Origin of the sequence: Nocardia gipuzkoensis (genome assembly GCF_021183645.1) — a bacterium.
GTDB classification, from domain to species: Bacteria; Actinomycetota; Actinomycetes; order Mycobacteriales; family Mycobacteriaceae; genus Nocardia; species Nocardia abscessus.
In genome coordinates, this window is sequence record NZ_CP089225.1 from 2,637,965 (window position 1) to 2,653,743 (window position 15,779).

15 protein-coding genes and 1 pseudogene are annotated in these 15,779 nt (G+C 64.9%); 14 read left to right on the forward strand and 2 right to left on the reverse strand.

Going from position 1 to position 15,779, the window contains the following annotated elements:
* The first annotated feature begins 141 nt into the window (after window positions 1–141).
* The 11 genes from LTT66_RS12070 (at window position 142) to LTT66_RS12120 (ending at window position 11,271) form a co-directional block, all read left to right on the forward strand.
* Window positions 142–1,461 (forward strand): cytochrome P450, encoded by a 1,320-nt coding sequence (locus LTT66_RS12070; protein WP_233066850.1) that lies wholly within the window; start codon window positions 142–144, stop codon window positions 1,459–1,461.
* A gap of 88 nt (window positions 1,462–1,549) precedes the next feature.
* A complete protein-coding gene (locus tag LTT66_RS12075; RefSeq protein ID WP_051047557.1) occupies window positions 1,550–2,521 on the forward strand; it encodes an NAD-dependent epimerase/dehydratase family protein in 972 nt (323 codons plus the stop codon).
* Window positions 2,518–3,483 carry a thymidylate synthase gene (locus tag LTT66_RS12080; protein ID WP_233066852.1) on the forward strand — a complete coding sequence of 322 codons (966 nt, stop codon included), beginning with the start codon at window positions 2,518–2,520 and terminating at the stop codon, window positions 3,481–3,483. The genes LTT66_RS12075 and LTT66_RS12080 overlap by 4 nt, the downstream gene beginning before the upstream one ends.
* Entirely contained in the window at window positions 3,480–5,207 is a 1,728-nt protein-coding gene (locus tag LTT66_RS12085) for a carbamoyltransferase family protein (protein ID WP_233066854.1), read from the forward strand. Before LTT66_RS12080 ends, LTT66_RS12085 begins: the two co-directional genes overlap by 4 nt.
* The gene (locus tag LTT66_RS12090) at window positions 5,189–6,277 is read left to right on the forward strand and encodes a glycosyltransferase family protein (protein ID WP_233066857.1); all 1,089 of its coding nucleotides are present in this window, start codon (window positions 5,189–5,191) and stop codon (window positions 6,275–6,277) included. The genes LTT66_RS12085 and LTT66_RS12090 overlap by 19 nt, the downstream gene beginning before the upstream one ends.
* Before the next feature lie 11 nt (window positions 6,278–6,288).
* Window positions 6,289–6,807 carry a P-loop NTPase family protein gene (locus LTT66_RS12095; RefSeq protein WP_233066859.1) on the forward strand — a complete coding sequence of 173 codons (519 nt, stop codon included), beginning with the start codon at window positions 6,289–6,291 and terminating at the stop codon, window positions 6,805–6,807.
* A 28-nt stretch (window positions 6,808–6,835) separates the two neighbouring features.
* Window positions 6,836–7,651 (forward strand): class I SAM-dependent methyltransferase, encoded by an 816-nt coding sequence (locus LTT66_RS12100; protein WP_233066861.1) that lies wholly within the window; start codon window positions 6,836–6,838, stop codon window positions 7,649–7,651.
* Complete coding sequence (locus tag LTT66_RS12105) at window positions 7,648–8,343, forward strand: phosphotransferase (RefSeq protein WP_233066863.1); 696 nt, start codon at window positions 7,648–7,650, stop codon at window positions 8,341–8,343. Before LTT66_RS12100 ends, LTT66_RS12105 begins: the two co-directional genes overlap by 4 nt.
* A gap of 146 nt (window positions 8,344–8,489) precedes the next feature.
* The gene (locus LTT66_RS12110; protein WP_233066865.1) at window positions 8,490–9,143 is read left to right on the forward strand and encodes a histidine phosphatase family protein; all 654 of its coding nucleotides are present in this window, start codon (window positions 8,490–8,492) and stop codon (window positions 9,141–9,143) included.
* A complete protein-coding gene (locus LTT66_RS12115; protein ID WP_233066867.1) occupies window positions 9,140–9,973 on the forward strand; it encodes a phosphotransferase enzyme family protein in 834 nt (277 codons plus the stop codon). The genes LTT66_RS12110 and LTT66_RS12115 overlap by 4 nt, the downstream gene beginning before the upstream one ends.
* Window positions 9,970–11,271 (forward strand): UDP-glucose dehydrogenase family protein, encoded by a 1,302-nt coding sequence (locus LTT66_RS12120; protein WP_233066871.1) that lies wholly within the window; start codon window positions 9,970–9,972, stop codon window positions 11,269–11,271. The genes LTT66_RS12115 and LTT66_RS12120 overlap by 4 nt, the downstream gene beginning before the upstream one ends.
* A gap of 310 nt (window positions 11,272–11,581) precedes the next feature.
* On the opposite strand, the gene LTT66_RS12125 is transcribed toward LTT66_RS12120, so the two are convergent.
* Window positions 11,582–11,902 (reverse strand): DUF6907 domain-containing protein, encoded by a 321-nt coding sequence (locus tag LTT66_RS12125; protein WP_233066873.1) that lies wholly within the window; start codon window positions 11,900–11,902, stop codon window positions 11,582–11,584.
* A 369-nt stretch (window positions 11,903–12,271) separates the two neighbouring features.
* On the opposite strand from LTT66_RS12125, the pseudogene LTT66_RS37380 reads away from it, so the two are divergent.
* The 3 genes and pseudogenes from LTT66_RS37380 to LTT66_RS12135 form a co-directional block, all read left to right on the forward strand.
* Window positions 12,272–12,376 (forward strand): annotated as a pseudogene (locus LTT66_RS37380) (helix-turn-helix domain-containing protein); the annotation flags it as partial.
* A 405-nt stretch (window positions 12,377–12,781) separates the two neighbouring features.
* Window positions 12,782–13,639, forward strand: coding sequence for a hypothetical protein (locus LTT66_RS12130; RefSeq protein ID WP_233066875.1), 858 nt, complete (start codon window positions 12,782–12,784; stop codon window positions 13,637–13,639).
* Window positions 13,640–13,660: 21 nt separating this feature from the next.
* Window positions 13,661–14,764 carry a hypothetical protein gene (locus LTT66_RS12135; protein ID WP_233066878.1) on the forward strand — a complete coding sequence of 368 codons (1,104 nt, stop codon included), beginning with the start codon at window positions 13,661–13,663 and terminating at the stop codon, window positions 14,762–14,764.
* A gap of 82 nt (window positions 14,765–14,846) precedes the next feature.
* Here LTT66_RS12135 and LTT66_RS12140 read toward each other — a convergent pair whose 3' ends face one another.
* Window positions 14,847–15,719, reverse strand: a complete 873-nt coding sequence (locus LTT66_RS12140) for an SAM-dependent methyltransferase (protein ID WP_051047311.1) — start codon at window positions 15,717–15,719, stop codon at window positions 14,847–14,849.
* Window positions 15,720–15,779: the final 60 nt, after the last annotated feature.

The following is a 15,779-nucleotide window of genomic DNA, read 5'->3' on the forward strand; positions in this document are numbered from 1 at the left end:
TCGTTCACCGCCCACAGCGGGCTCGCCCTGTCCGCGCACAACGACGCTGTGCCGCGCTTCGCGGAACCTCGCCTTCTCGACGGCCTCCGGGCCTGCCCCGAGTCTTGCCTGCCCACCCTGCATACCTCTGGAGTTACGTCAATGACCATCCCGCCGAACCCGATGGTGCCTGGCAGATGCCCCGCCGGGCACAGGACACCCTACGACACTGGCGACGGCCACCGGGTATCTCTGTACAGCCCGGAGTTCGCCGCTGACCCGCACGGCACCTACCAGTCCATGCGTCAGCGGTTCGGGCCGTTGGCGCCGGTCGAGCTGGCAGCTGGTGTCCCGGCGACACTGGTGCTCGGCTACCGCACGGCCGTGAACATCCTGCACGACCCAGCACGGTTCCCGGCCGACCCGCGCAAGTGGGAGAAAACAATCCCGCAGGACTCACCGATTCGCGCGATGCTGGGGTGGCAGCCCGCCGCCCGATTCCACGACGGATCGGCGCACGACCGCTACCGGGAAGCCTCGTCGGATCCCATCGCGCAGATCGATCTGCATGGCCTGCAGGACTTGGTCGAAGCGCTCGCGATCCCGCGGATCAACACCTTCTGCGGTCGCGGGAGCGCCGACCTGGCCGCCGACTACGCGTTCCCGCTCGTCTTCGATGTCCTCAACCACATGATCGGCTGTTCACCCGAGATCGGCAACGAAGTCGCGGCCGGCATGTCCGCGCGGTTCGACTCCGGCCCCGACGCCGCCGCGGGGATGGCCAGGGCCAGCGCGGCGCTGATCGAGCTGATCCGGCACAAGCGCGCCGACCCTGGCGACGACATCACCTCCCGGCTGGTGCTGCACCACGCCAATTTCACCGATCGCGAGTTGCTCGCTCAGCTGCTGAGCTTCTACGGCGCGGGCATCGAACCGATACGCAACCTCATAACCAACACCCTGCTGCTGATGCTCACCGATGGGCGATTCGGCGGCGGCCTGCTCAGCGGATCGTTGATGACCCGCGACGCCCTCGACGAGGTGCTGTTCGCCGACCCGCCGATGGCGAACTTCTGCGCCACCTACCCACGCCAACCGATCATGCTCGACCAAACCTGGGTACCCGCTGATCAGCCCGTCCTCATCGGCATCGCCGCCTGTCATCGTGACCCCGACATCGCCGGTGGTGAACTGACCGGCAACCGCTCCCATCTGGCATTCGGCGCTGGACCGCACGTCTGCCCAGCCAAGGACGTGGCCTACCTCGTCGCACACCAGGCCATCGACCAACTCCTGGACGCCCTGTCAGACATACGGCTGGCCGTACCCGCGAACGAGCTGACCTGGCGGCCCGGCCCCTTCCACCGAGCTCTCCAACAACTGCCGGTGATCTTCCCCGAAATCCCTCAACTCACCACCGGGTCCCAATCCCAGCCGGACAGCTATCGAACACGGTGTAGCGAGGCTTACGTTGTCAAATAACGCTCAGCGGCATCTCCCGACGCCGCCCGATGGGACGAGTCTTTCCGGTCCGGGAACAAACAGTCGCGTCTCTACGAGGCGCCTGGCAGTGACCGGCGCGGCTGGTTTCATTGGTTCTCACCTCGTAGACGTTCTTTTGGAGCAGGGGCACGAGGTGGTCGCCCTGGATCGCCGTGACGATCGAAATCCCATAGTCGCAGCGAACCTAGCTCGCGCAGTGCAACATTCGGGGCTGCAACTGCACCAGCTCGACCTCGCCGACGCCGAGTTGGGTGGGCTGCTTTCGGGTGTCGACGTGGTCTTCCACTTGGCGGGCGTGCCTGGTGTTCGGGACTCATGGGGTCGGCGGTTCGACGACTACGTCCGATCGAACATCACTGCGACCCAGCGTCTGCTGAACGCGAGTGAGCAAGCTGGGGTCCGGCGGTTGGTACTTGCGTCGTCCTCGAGTGTCTACGGCGACGCCGGTCGCCCCAGTAGCGAATTCGATCCGACCACTCCGATCTCGCCGTATGGAGTGAGCAAGCTCGCGGCCGAACAGTTGTCCCTGGCACACGCGACGCGGGCGGACACAACATTGAGCGTCGTTGCATTGCGGTATTTCACGGTATTCGGGCCACGGCAGCGGCCAGGAATGGCTATCAACCAGGCACTATTGAGTTGCATCTTCGGTGTGCCGATCCCGCTGTTCGGCGACGGTAGCCAGCATCGAGAGTTCACTTATATCGATGACGTCATCGCGGCGACGTTGGCCGCCGACTCCGTCGAGGTCGACGGCCAAGTTTTCAACGTCGGAGGCGGGGTGAGTACCTCCATGCAGGAGGTTTTTGAGCTCGCCAAGGCGGTCACCGGGCGGACGGTCCCGGTTGAGCGCATGCCCGAGCAGGCCGGAGACGTCTCCTCTACCCGCGCGGATCTCCGGCGAGCTCGCGAGTTCCTCGGATATCGACCATCGGTTGAGCTGGAAGAAGGGATGCGTCGGCAGGCCAGCTGGCTCGTCGAGCTACCGGCAGCTGTACGAGATGGCCTGCTTCTCAGAAGATTCAAGGAGATCCGATGATCGATGTGACCGCCGACTCGGCAAACGAGTTGTTCGCCGCAGCCTGCCGAGCGGTGCGGCGTGACGGCACGAAGGTGAGTCCTCGGGGGATGCCAACGATGGAGGTCCTCGGAGCCCACCTGCATCTAACAAATCCACGCCGCCGACTGGTCAACCTCCCACCGACGCGAGTGATCAATCCAGCGTTCGCGGTGGCCGAAACGCTGTGGATCTTGTCAGGGTCCGACGATCCGTGGATTTTCCGCTACAACCGTAACCTGACCCGTTACACCGACGACGGACGACTGCAAGGCGCGTATGGTCCGCGAATGCGTCGCTGGCATGGACGGATCGACCAGCTGGACCAGGTACGAGCCATCCTCACCCGCGACCGCGACTCCCGCCAAGCAGTCGTCCAATTATTCGATCCCGAGCGGGACACACGCGGACACCGCGACGTGCCCTGCACGCTGAGTTACCGGTTTTTCATCCGGGACGGCCGGTTACATATGCACACCACGATGCGCAGCCAGGATCTGTGGCTGGGCTTCCCGTACGACATCTTCGCGACCACCATCTTGCAGGAACTGCTCGCCGGATGGCTGCGGGTCGAGGTCGGCGAATACCACCACTTCGTAGACTCGTTGCACCTCTACGACAACCACATCACCGCCGCGGCCGACATCCCCCTGAAGCCACCAGCGTCTGCCGCCATGCCGGCGCTGGCGGTGGCCTGGGATCGGTTCGACACTGTCCTGGGTGCCACCATCGTGGGGAACGTATCGGACACCGAGTGCCCGATATGGGCGACGTTCGCCGGTGTGATGAGCAGCTACGGGCAGTGGAGCGACGGTGCCCGCGCCGACGCCCGCGCGATTGCGCGCCAAGTGCCCGGTGAACTGGGGCGTGCCCTCGAATCCTGGTACCAGCATCTGGACGCCTCTCGTGTGCTGGCAGCCGGTGCGCCAGGAGCGATCCAGTGACCGCGCGCACGCCGACGTCAGCTCCGGGCCGGATTCTGGGATTGTGCGCGTTTACCCACGACTCGGCGGCAACACTGTTGATCGACGGTCGGCTGGCAGGATTCGTGGAGGAGGAACGCCTCACCGGTGACAAGCACACCAACGCCTATCCTGCCCGCGGCGTGAACTGGCTGCTGAAGGAAAATGGGCTCTCAGCTGCGGACATCGACGTCGTGGCCTACAACTTCCAGCCGCACCGCTATCTCACTGCTCTGCAGCAATTTCCGGGCCATCTGTTGGGACCGGACAGCCGTACACGCGCACTGCCGCGGGCTGTGAGTTTCGCGAAGGTCGCTGCCCGTACGCGGGCGCGCGTTCAGCAGATCTCGCAACGGTTTCCGTACGCACAGACTCGGCCGGTGTCACATCACCGTGCTCACGGCCTATATGCCTTCGCCTCCTCCGGTTATGACGACGCGGCGGTGCTCATCGTGGACAGCCTCGGAGAATCGCACACCACCACCATCGGCCACGCCAGCGGCCACCCGGCTCGATACCGCATCGTCGAGGCCATCGCCGACCCGGCGTCCCTCGGCTATGTCTACGGGGCGGTCACCGAACACCTCGGCTGGCGCCGTGGCGACGAGGAAGGCACCGTCATGGCGCTGGCCGCCCTCGGTGACCCGACCAGATTCGCAGGACTGTTCGCCGACGCAATGCCCCTGACTGACACCGGGTTCACTCTCGACCCGGCTCTGGTCCCGTTACGGGTGATGTCAAGCCGCTACCGGCGCCTGAGCGAAGCGTTCATCAGAATGAGCTGCCCACCCCGGAGCGACGGCGAGCCGGTGAGCCAGGTACACCGAGATCTGGCTGCCGCTTTGCAGCAGCGCACCGAGCAGATCCTGCTGCACCTGGCCCGCCGGGCACGGACACTGACCGGGTCGCGGCTGCTGTGTGTTGGTGGTGGTGTGGCCGCCAACTGCGTCGCCGTGGCGAAGATCATCGGCAGCGGCCTGTTCGATGAAGTCCACGTTCCCCCGGCACCTGGTGACTCCGGCACCGCCATCGGCGCGGCGATCGAACTGCACACCCGACGCCAACCCACTCTGCCGACCGGCATCGATCACCGCTGCTACCTGGGTCCGACCTACCCCCAGCTGCGCATGCCGCCCACACCACGGAGCGGGACGACAGCCGAGCGCCGCGAAGACCCCGCGCGGTACCTCGCCCGGCAGCTGGCCGACGGGCGCATCGTCGGACTGTTCCACGGGCGGCTGGAAGCGGGACCGCGAGCGCTAGGCAACCGCTCGATTCTCGCCTCACCGCTGCTGCCGGATGTCGTCGACCGCCTCAACGACACAGTGAAGTTCCGCGAACCGTTCCGGCCGTTCGCGCCGGTAGTGCTGGCGTCGGCCGCCGCGCAGTACTTCACCCTCGGTCAGCCCGCACCGTTCATGTCGTTCGCATCCGGCGTCACCGAGCTGACCCGCAACAAGATCCCCGCCGTCATCCACGCCAACGACACCGCACGAGTGCAAACCGTCACCACCGAGCAGAACCCATTTCTGGCTGCGGTGCTCACCGAATTTGCCGGACTCACAGGCATTCCGGTGCTGATCAACACTTCACTCAACGTCAAAGGCAAACCCATCTGCGGCACACCCGATATGGCGTTGGACTGCCTGCTCGGTAGCGGCCTCGACGCGTTGATGATGGAAGGCTGGTGGATCACGAAATGTTGATCGGCTACAGCTTCTGGGGCTTCCTCGGCCCTGGAATCCTCGACACTCCCGACGGCGGCCGCAGCCACCGCCGCATCCTTATCGACGGCCTCTGTCAGCGAGGGCATCAACCGGTGTTCCTGCAAGCCAACCGTGACCACCGCGAAGCTGGGCTGGACTTGTCTGACACCTATCGGTGGGACAGCGGATTCCCCGACATCGACGTGTTATTCCTGGAATGGCGCTGGCCGATCCCCGGCCGCAACACCACGACCTGCGCCAGCCCCGGCCACACCTGCGACCTGCACCGCCAACATCGGCTGCTCGCCCACTACACCCGCCGCGGTGTGCGCACCATCATCTGGGACAAAGACCGCCGTCTGCCCATCAACGATCCACTGCGCGCTCAGCACAACGTCGTGATCTGCGAGGCGGCACTGCACCCCACCCGCGGAGCGGTGTCGCTGCTGTTTCCAGTCGAGGACACCGTGCTCGACAACGCCGATGCCGCGAAGCTGTGCGCCCGGCCTCGGGATCTGGCGCTGGCCTACGTCGGCAACCAGTACGACCGCGACGACGCCTTCGACATCTACTTCGCACCGGCCGCCGCTGTCCATCCACACCTGGTCGCCGGGAAATGGACCGATACCGCAGCCTGGCCGCATGTGCGGTTCATCGGACGGGTGCCGTTCACCCAGGTCGCCACCATCTACGGTCGCGCGCTGACCACGATCTTGCTGCTTCCCGACCGTTACGGCGCGGTCGGGCAGATGACTCAGCGGATCATCGAGGCCGTCACCGCCGGATGCCTGCCACTCACACCAGCCTCGATCCGCAGCGCCAACACCTTCACCCCAACCTCGCTGCACATCGACGACGGCGCGGCCGCAGCCCAACGCATCAGTGAGTTACACGCGACGGCTGGTGGCCCGCGTCACACCGAACTGCTCGAAGAATGTCTGGACCAGCTGTCGGTATTCCGGCTCTCGAGGCAACTCGACCTGCTCGACACGGTGCTGACCAGCCGACACGCGCCCGTTGGCGGTGCCATGACCGGGCCGCCTGCCCCTGCGGCAACCGGTGGGACATAGGGTCTGCACGCATGGACAGGATCGCCATCCTCGGCTGCGGCGGCTCCGGCAAAACCTACCTTGCCAACCAGATCGCCGCCTTGCTTGAACTACCGGTGACCCACCTCGACAGCATCTATTACGACGCCGACTGGAACCCGATGCAGCCCAACGAGTTCGCCGCGCGGCAACAAGCGTTGGTCGCGCAACCACGCTGGCTGCTGGAAGGCAACTACGCGAGCACTCTGCCGATCCGGTTGCAGGCCGCCGACACCGTGATCTTCCTCGATCTACCCGCTCTCACATGTCTGCTCGGCATCCTGCAACGCCGCCTGCGCTACCGCGGCGGACAACACACCAACGGCGTCTACGACCGCATCACCTGGAACTTCGTGCGCTACATCTGGGGCTACCGCAAAACCATGCGCCCCAAAATTCACGTGTTACTCGCCGAGCACGGCGTCCACGTCCACCTGATCACCCTCCGCAGCCGCCGACACAGCGCACGGTTTCTGCGGTCCATGCACGCGGAGTATTCCGCACGGCGCTAACTCCACTCGCCAGGGAGGCGACCTGTCCATGCCCGCCACCCCCTTCACCGACCCCCACCTCCTCACCAGCCACCTCTACGGCTCGGCGACGCGACTGACCCAACGCACCAGCGCGCTGCACGCGGCGAAGGTCAGCGGCGCCGCCGCCGCCGACACCATCGTCGATCTCGCTGCCCGAGCCGCCACGCTTCCCCGCGTCGTGGGCGACATCGGCTGCGGGCGCGGCACCAGCACTCTGCATCTGGCCACGGCACTGCGACCCAGGAGGCTCATCGCGCTCGACCGTTCGCAGCCGCTACTGGACATCGCCGCAAGCCGTGTCCGCGACGCCGGGCACGTCGTCATCCCGGTGGTCGCGGACTTCCACAGCCTGCCGCTGGCCGAAGAATGCCTCGACCTGGCCGTGGCCGCGTTCTGCCTCTACCACTCACCGCGCCCACAGACCGTGCTCGCCGAAATCAACCGCAGCCTCGCACCCGGCGGGCGCGCCGTCCTGGCCACCAAATCAGCCGACAGCTACGCCGAACTCGACGACGTGATCGCCAGTATCGAACTCGACCCGCACGCGACCGCACGCCCCAGCCTGTACCAGGCATTCCACAGCGGCAACGCAGCCGACATCGTTGCCGAGACCCTCCTCGTCGAGGACGTCGTGCACCAACGTCACGAATTCTGCTTCGATAGCCCCGACGCTCTGGCCTCCTACGTAGCAACCTCGCCGAAATACTCGATGTCCCAAATCTTCCGGGACACATCACGACTGGCCGCGCAGCTTCGTCGGCTGCCGCACTGGCCTGTCCTGGCGACATCTACCGTCACCTACGTCTTGGCGAGAACACCATGACCGGCTCGGTCTACGTCAAGCACTATGCCGATCCGGCGCGGGCTGCCGCAGCAGCGGCCCACCACGCATGGATGCGAGACCTGGGCGCAGTACGTGTCCCGGCCTTACTCGAATCCCGCAGCCACTGCTTGGTCTTCGAGCACCTCGGCCACCACCAGCCAGGCCCCAACGACTTGATCAGACTCGCCGACGCGGTCGGCCGCACCCATCACATCGCACACCAGCGGCACTTTTTCGATGCCCGCCTCGACCGGCCCGTCCGCATGGGTGATCTGCTCATCAAAGACTTTGTGTCCTCCCGCCGCAACGTTCTCGCCCAAGCCGCTGCACCGCTGCCGCTTCGGCCGGTGGCGTTCTATAAGGACTCGAACATCCGCAACTTCCTGCTCATCGACGAGGGTGTCGCGGTCATCGACTTCGACGACCTGACCCTCGCACCGTTCGGTTACGACCTGGCCAAACTCATCGTCAGCACCGCTATGACACACGGCCGGCTCCACCCCGCCACCGTCGAGCACGCCCTGGGCTCCTACAACAGCCATCTACCGTACGAGGCTCGCTGCTCACTGCCGAGTTTGCAGCGGTACGCAGAGATTCACCATCACCTCACCGCCCCATACCTGCATCGCAACGGCTACCGCCACAGTTGGGTCGATGTCCGACCGTGGCCGCCAAGGACCTCGACCCGGTAACCGCAACGCTCAACCTGACTCAACCGATTCCCGGCGACAGACCAGGCGTCCCGTCTCGACCAGCTCCTCGTGGACAACAGCGGGACGGTGCCGCCCAGCGGCAATAGCCAGCGACTACCCGCACCCTCGACCTGGAGGACACTCCGATGCCGTTTACGACCGAACTGCTCATCGCTCGCCACGGCGAAGCAATCTGCAACGTCCACGGAATAGTCGGCGGCGACCGTGGCTGCACCGGCCTCACCGATCACGGGCGCCGCCAAGCCCACCAGCTCGCCGCCCGCCTCGCGCGGGAACACGCAGCCCGCGCCTTCGACATCGTCTACACCACGCCACGGCGGCGGGTCCGCGAAACCGCGGCGATCGTCACCGAAGTCCTCGATGTCGCCGTGGTCATCGACGTTGAGCTGCGCGGAGCCGACCACGGCGACGCCGATGGGCAGCTGTGGCGCAGCGTGAAAGACTCCTTCGGCGGCCCACCCCAGCACGACCCCGACCACGCCTACGCCGAGAACTCCGAGACCTGGTCAAGCTACCTGCATCGCGCCACCAACGCTCTCCGTCGCATCATCGACCAGCACCCACAGCAACGCATCCTCATACTCGCCCACGGCGAAACGATCGAAGCCGCCAACACCCTGCTTCTCGGCCTTCCACCGGGCACCTGTCGCCACGCTCGGTTCACCACCGACCACGCGTGTGTAACCCGCTGGCAGCTGCACACCAACCGACTCGGGCAGTCGGTATGGATGCTCATCACCCACAACGACACCAGCCACCTCACCCCAGAACTGGCATGACCTCCGCGACTGAGCTGCTGCAGCTGTGCCGGCGCCACCTCGACCCGAACAGTCGACCCGTCGAGAAACACCGTGGCCACGAAAACACCACCGTGCTACGTGCCACCACAACCCACGGCGAGGTCATCGTCAAAGCACACCGCGGCCGAGACCGCCACAGCAACGAGCTCTACGCCTACGAGCATTGGACGCCGACGATCGTCGACCGGGCGCCTCGGCTGCTCGCGCACATCCAGGATCCGCCTGCCATCATCATCACCGCGATCCCCGGCCGCCCGCTCGCCGAACTCACCACACCCACAGCCAGCGAACACGCCGCCTATCAGCAGGCTGGTGCGCTGCTGGCCGCATGGCACAACGCCCAACCCGCCACCGACGAAATCGAGATCACCGCACAACTGGCAGACCGCGGCGAGCGATGGCTACACCTCGCCGGCTCCCTGCTGTCTGCCGCAGAGCGCAGCACCATCCGCGCACACCTGCGGGCCCTTGCCGCACTCACCGGAATCCCCGCGGTGCCATGCCATCTCGACTTCACTCCCCGCAACCTCCTCTACACCCCGGGCGGATCCGTACATCTCATCGACTTCGAACACTCACGTCTGGACTTAGCCGCCCGCGACCTGGTTCGGCTGGCCGATCGGTACTGGCGGCAGCGACCCGACCTCGAAGCAGCGTTCCTCACCACCTACGGCCCGCTTACTGAGCTCGATCACCAGGTCATCGAGCACTGCATCCACCTCGACAGGCTCACCACCGCAGTGAGGGCGACCGGCCGCAGCCTGCCGCCCACCGACCCTCGCCAGCCAAACACCCGGAGAACGCCATGACCTCCCAGCATCGCATCACCGTTCTCGGAGCCGGCTACGTCGGTCTCACCACTGGCGCCTGCCTGGCCTCCCTGGGCCACAATGTCGTCTGCGTCGACAGCGACCCATCCGTCGTCGCCGCCCTGCGGAGCGGCCACACACACCTTGCCGAACCCGACTTGAACGCCCTGGTCAGGGCCGGACTTGCCGCCGGAACCCTCGGCTTCGACACCGAACCCATCCCCGCGATCAGCCATGCACAGATAGTGATCCTGTGCCTGCCCACGCCGGATCGCCCGGACGGGTCAGCCGACTTGACCGCGATCGACACCACAATCGCCTACCTACGTCACGAACTACGACCCAGCACCGTAATCGTCATCAAATCCACCGTCCCCGTCGGCACACACCATCGGATCACGGCCGCCCTGGACCGCGACGACGTCGCGGTGGTCTCCAACCCCGAGTTCCTGCGCGAAGGCCACGCGGTCTACGACTTCCTGCACCCAACCCGCATCGTCCTCGGCAACAACGACCCGGCAGCGTGCAAACGTGTCGCCAGCCTCTACGACGCGATACGCACCGAAATCATCACCACCGACCCGGCCTCGGCCGAACTGGCGAAATATGCCGCCAATGCCTTCCTGGCCACGAAACTGTCATTCATCAACTCCATCGCGGCGCTATGCGACCGACTCGGTGCCGACATAACCGACATCACTCATATCCTCGGAGCAGACCCTCGTATCGGCACCGACTACCTCAAACCCGGCCCCGGCTGGGGCGGGCCCTGCCTACCAAAAGACACGACTGCACTCCTGCATCAAACGCACGCCGCAGGACAGCGCTTCGATGTTCTCGACGCCGCGATCCGCGCCAACCGCACACACCAACAGCACATCGTCGATCGGCTCCGCAACGAACTCGGCGGCCTGCACGACGCCCGAATCGGCACCCTCGGGACCAGTTTCAAAGCCGGGACTAATGACCATCGCCGCTCGCCCGCATTGCGGATCATCCATGCCCTGCTCGCTGATGGCGCCACCATCGCGGCACACGACCCGACAGCACAACCACGCGACACGGACGGGATACAGCTATGCCGAGATCCCCACGACGTCGCCCATTCCGCAGACGCGATTCTCCTTCTGACCGACTGGATCGACTATCACACGCTCGACTGGCGACAGATTGCTTCCTCAATGGCCGGAGACCTCGTCTTCGACACACGCAACACTCTCAATGTGGCCGGGCCGCTCGAAGCCGGGCTTCGTTGTCTCGTCCTCGGGCGGCCGAACACTGGGAAGAACACTGGCTAGGCGCTTTCGCCAGGTGCCGCGCTCCCGGGGAGCGCCTGTGGCGTTCGGCAAACCCCACCGGTCTGGCCAGGGAATCGTCGTACATGCTGCAGCAGCACTCCAAGGACTGCGACATCGAACTGAAGGAGTCGCCAATCCGTCACCGCCGCCACGCCTAATCCCCGACGGACGGGCGACAACCCGTCGAAGCACCCAAACGTCCACGCATACGGGTGACTGCACGGTGATGATGCCCTGACCGCGAGCGCAAGGGCAACAAAGTTCCCCTTTCCGCACGACGGGTAGGTTCGTGGCGTCGGAGGTCGTTGGTTCAGTCCCGTACTTGGTTGATCAGCGTGCGCATGGCGTCGAGAAAATCGTCGGTTTCCTCTAGCTTCCACGCGACCTTCTCCATCCCCGAAATTCGGAGGCTGATCTCGTGCTGGCGTGCGCTACCGTCTGGATAGTCGTAGGCGACAAGAACGAGCGACGCGCGTCCTTCAAGACGTTGGTCCGCAAGTTCGAAATCGATAGGCGTGCCATAGTGCGCGTGGGAGGCATCGGGCTCGTCGGGGTCCCGGTGCCGAGTACACCATGCTGGGCAGTTTCGCGCCCGCGCCAGTTCGTCGTTCACCTGATCTTGCGTCGTCATCCACACTCCTTCACTAACTTCCTGAAAGCTCCGCATCTCGACGGTAGCCATTGATCGTGCGCACGGCGAGGACGTTGGGACTGGTGTGGCGCTGGTCGGAATCCGGGCGAGTCCGCGTTGTGGAGCACCATGGAGCTGAGTCAACGAGTATGAAGCGCCGCCGCTTTCGCGACATCGGGTGGACTGTCTGGCGTCGTCCTTGCCATGGCGGCGGTCCACAAGGTCGTATTGCCGTGACATCTGCTCGAATGATCCTGCATCCGTGATGGCGGTTATTCCGGGAGGGAGTAGAACGTGGATGGGAAACATGCCCCCACGTGGTTGCGGCGTGAAGTCGAGCCTGGCCGTGTCCGCAATGTTGGCGATGTAGTGCGTGAGTACCGTCTGGCCATCGGGCTGAGCCAGGCCGCTGTCGCGAGTGCGATGGGGATTACCCAGCAGTTCCTCAGTCAAGTGGAAACGGGTACCCGCAATCCGGATGTCGACAACCGGCAGAGTTTGGCATCGGTTCTCGGGATCCCCCTGGAAGAACTCGGGATGGCGGGTCGGCGTCGAAGGCCATCGGTATCGGCGGCCGCGCCGGCAGGTGTGGTAGCCAGCCGAGGCCGGTGGCGTGTGCAACGGCATTGGCTGAACCGGCATCGCGCAGAACTCGGTCGGCTAGCGGCCCAGTGGTACCCCAGCGAGAACAGAGTGCCCAGAACCTCGCTGATCGCCGGTGAGGGTTGGCTGCCGACTCGGCCGGTGGACCTGGGATCGCTGCGGCTTCGCTTACACGAGGGACCGCAGTCGCTGCAGGTTGGAGGAACCGAGCCCCAGACGTCGGCGGTGCGGCCGCTGCGAACGGCCGATGCTGCGTTCGATAGTTACTCGGCTGCGGTGAAACATCTGGACCCACCACGGCTGTTCGACTCGCGTCCGAGCTACCGGTTGCTGGCAGGTTCGATCTCCTCCGGAGTGCTGGACTTCGGATTGGCTTCCTATTTCGACAAGGTCGATGTCTGCGAGGCGCTGGCACATGAGTTGGCCGCGGCGTGCATGGAACACTGGCCCGACCGGGTATCGGAACTCAAGGGACGGTTGCCGTTTCGTGAGCTGGTAGGCGACCCGTTCGATCTGGCGCGGCGCGCGGTGATTCCGGCGATCACCACACTGACGCTCCGGTTGCGCCGGTATCCGGCCAAGCCGTCGTTTCTACTACATTGGCGTGACCCGGCTCGGGTGGCGACCGCCGCTGGGATGTATGACGTGATCCCGGCCGGAGAATTCCAGCCCTCGAGTGTCGCGCTATGGGATCGGCGCAACGATTTCTCGCTGTGGCGCAACATGGTTCGCGAGTATGCCGAAGAACTGCTGGGCCTACCAGAGCACGACGGCAGCCGCAGCGCGGCAATCGATTACGAACGGTGGCCGCTGTATCAGCGGTTGAGTGCGGCACGGGAGGAAGGCAAGCTGCGCGCCCATATTCTGGGCCTTGGAGTGGATGCGCTGACGTTGGCAGCGACCATCTTGACGGTGGTCGTGATCGATGACGATGTCTTCGACGAGGTGTTCGGCACAACGGTGCAGTTCAACGATGAAGGCGAAGTTGTCGGCGTCGAGGGCGGCCGGGCGGCTGACGGTGTGCCGTTCACCGCTGCGGCGGTGGAGCGATTGTTGGAGGATGAGCCTCTCGCCGCGCCGGGTGCTGCGTGTTTGGCGCTGGCGTGGCAGCATCGCGACAGCCTGATCAGCTAGTGACGAGCATGCGGAGGACGGATGGGCACGGACACCTCGACATTGACAGCAAGCGAACTCACTTGGCTAGATACCCGTGCCTACCTGCGAGAACACCGAACCGTACTCGACGCCGCCGCAGCGGCGAGCTACCCCGATGCTCACCGGATCATCGACACCCCGTTGTTGACGCGCTCAGCGTGGATCCCGTCCGCGCCGCTCTTGCTGGAGGACATCGGTATCGAATGGTCGGCAGACGACCGCCCACCCGCCGTGCCGCTGAGGAGTTCTGTGCTGCCTGTGCGCGCAAGTGGCCAGCCGTATGAGACCTACGCCGAAGTAGTCGGTGAAATCGCTGCCCCGGCGGTGTTCGAGAATCGGCCGACCTATCGACTGCTGGACGCTGATCTGGCCAGCGGTGCACCGAAATTGAGATTTGGTTCGGGCTGCTACTTCGACAGCATCAATGTCGGCGAAGCCGCTGCCCACGAATTCACCACCGCGCACCTCACGCAAAATGTTGCCGATGGTGTTCGCGCGGCAATCACCGACCCCTGTGATCCGCGTCAGCGGCCGGTCAACCTCGCGATCAGCACTTTGACTATCCGCCGGGACCCTGCCACCGGCGTGCAGTCATTCCTGCTGCACTGGCGTGATCCCCGCAAGGTCGGGCACGCCGGAGGCATGTACCAAGTCGTGCCAGTGGGCATTTTCCAGCCTTCCGGATACGCCGACTGGAACCTCGGCAACGATTTCTCACTGTGGCGCAATATGATCCGCGAGTTCGCCGAGGAACTGCGAGGAGAAAGCGAAGATCACGGCAGCGACATCGCGCCCATCGACTACGAATCATGGGAGTTCGCCGCCCACATCGAACGAGCCCGCCGAGACGGCGCACTGACCGCCTACTGCCTCGGACTGGGAGTCGATCCCCTCAGCTTTGCCACCGACCTGCTGACTGCCGTCGTCATCGACGCCCAGGTCTTCGACGAGCTGTTCGCAGCGGATATCACCAGCAACTCCGAAGGCCGCGTCCTCGATATGCAGCCGTTCACTCAGCAGCAGGTGCATCGTGTGCTCAGCGAGCATCCGATGCAGGCTGCGGGTATCGCGGCGCTGCGCCTGGCTGTCGCACAGCTGGGTTGAACAACTCCGGCACGCAGGAGTCCGCCGCAGACGACGACATCTCTCGTCCGACGTGCGGGCGCACTATATATTTGTGCGCTGCTTACCGGACGACCATCGGCACGAGCCGCTCGGGACGTGGTTTGTAGGCGAGGCCGCCGAGGATGAGCCGCTCCTCGAGCAGGCGGGGTCGCACGGCGGGACCCGCTGGCCACCAGTCGTCGAGCTCGACCAGCCCGGGTGCAACGATCTCCAGGTCGCTGAAGTAGTCGAGGATCTGGCGGCGGGTGCGGTACCAGCCGGAGCCCAACCCCGTTTCGGTGAACTTGCGTTGCAGTTCCCGCGCCAGGTGGTGGGCGTCGGAGCCGTCGTCGGGATCCCAGAAGTGGGTGATCGCCAGGAACGAGCCGGGCACGAGAGAGTCGATGTAGCGGCGGGTGATAGCAGCGGGGTTCAGTCCGTCGTCGACGTGGTGGAGGATCCCGCACAGGATCAGTGCGATCGGGCGGTTGAGATCCAGATGATTCGTGATGTCGGGGTGCCGTAACAGGGCCTCGGGTTTGGTGAGGTCAGCGAGGACGTAGCGGGTGTTGGGGTTGGTTTCGAGCAGGACTCGGCCGTGGATGTGGCAGACCGGATCGTTGTCGACGTAGACGACACGAGCTTCGGGGTTTTCTCGTTGGGCGACGGTGTGGGTGTTGAGGGCGGTGGGAAGGCCCGCGCCGAGGTCGAGGAACTGGTCGATGCCCGCCTCGGTGGTGAGGTAGCGCACGACGCGGTGTAGCCAGCGGCGGTTCATGTGGGAGACGTCGGCTTGGCGGGGTGCGACTTCGCAGAGCTTGTGGAAGACGTAGCGGTCGACTTCGTAGTTGTCCTTGCCGCCGAGGCTGTAGTCGTACACGCGAGAGATGCTCGCGCGGGTGGTGTCGACACCGACCGGTGTGCGAACACCGGTGTCAGGTACGGGATCGGGCATACGGAACTCCCCCGGGGGATTGCGGTAGTGGTCGGCGAGTTCGTGCGTCTGCTGGAACTC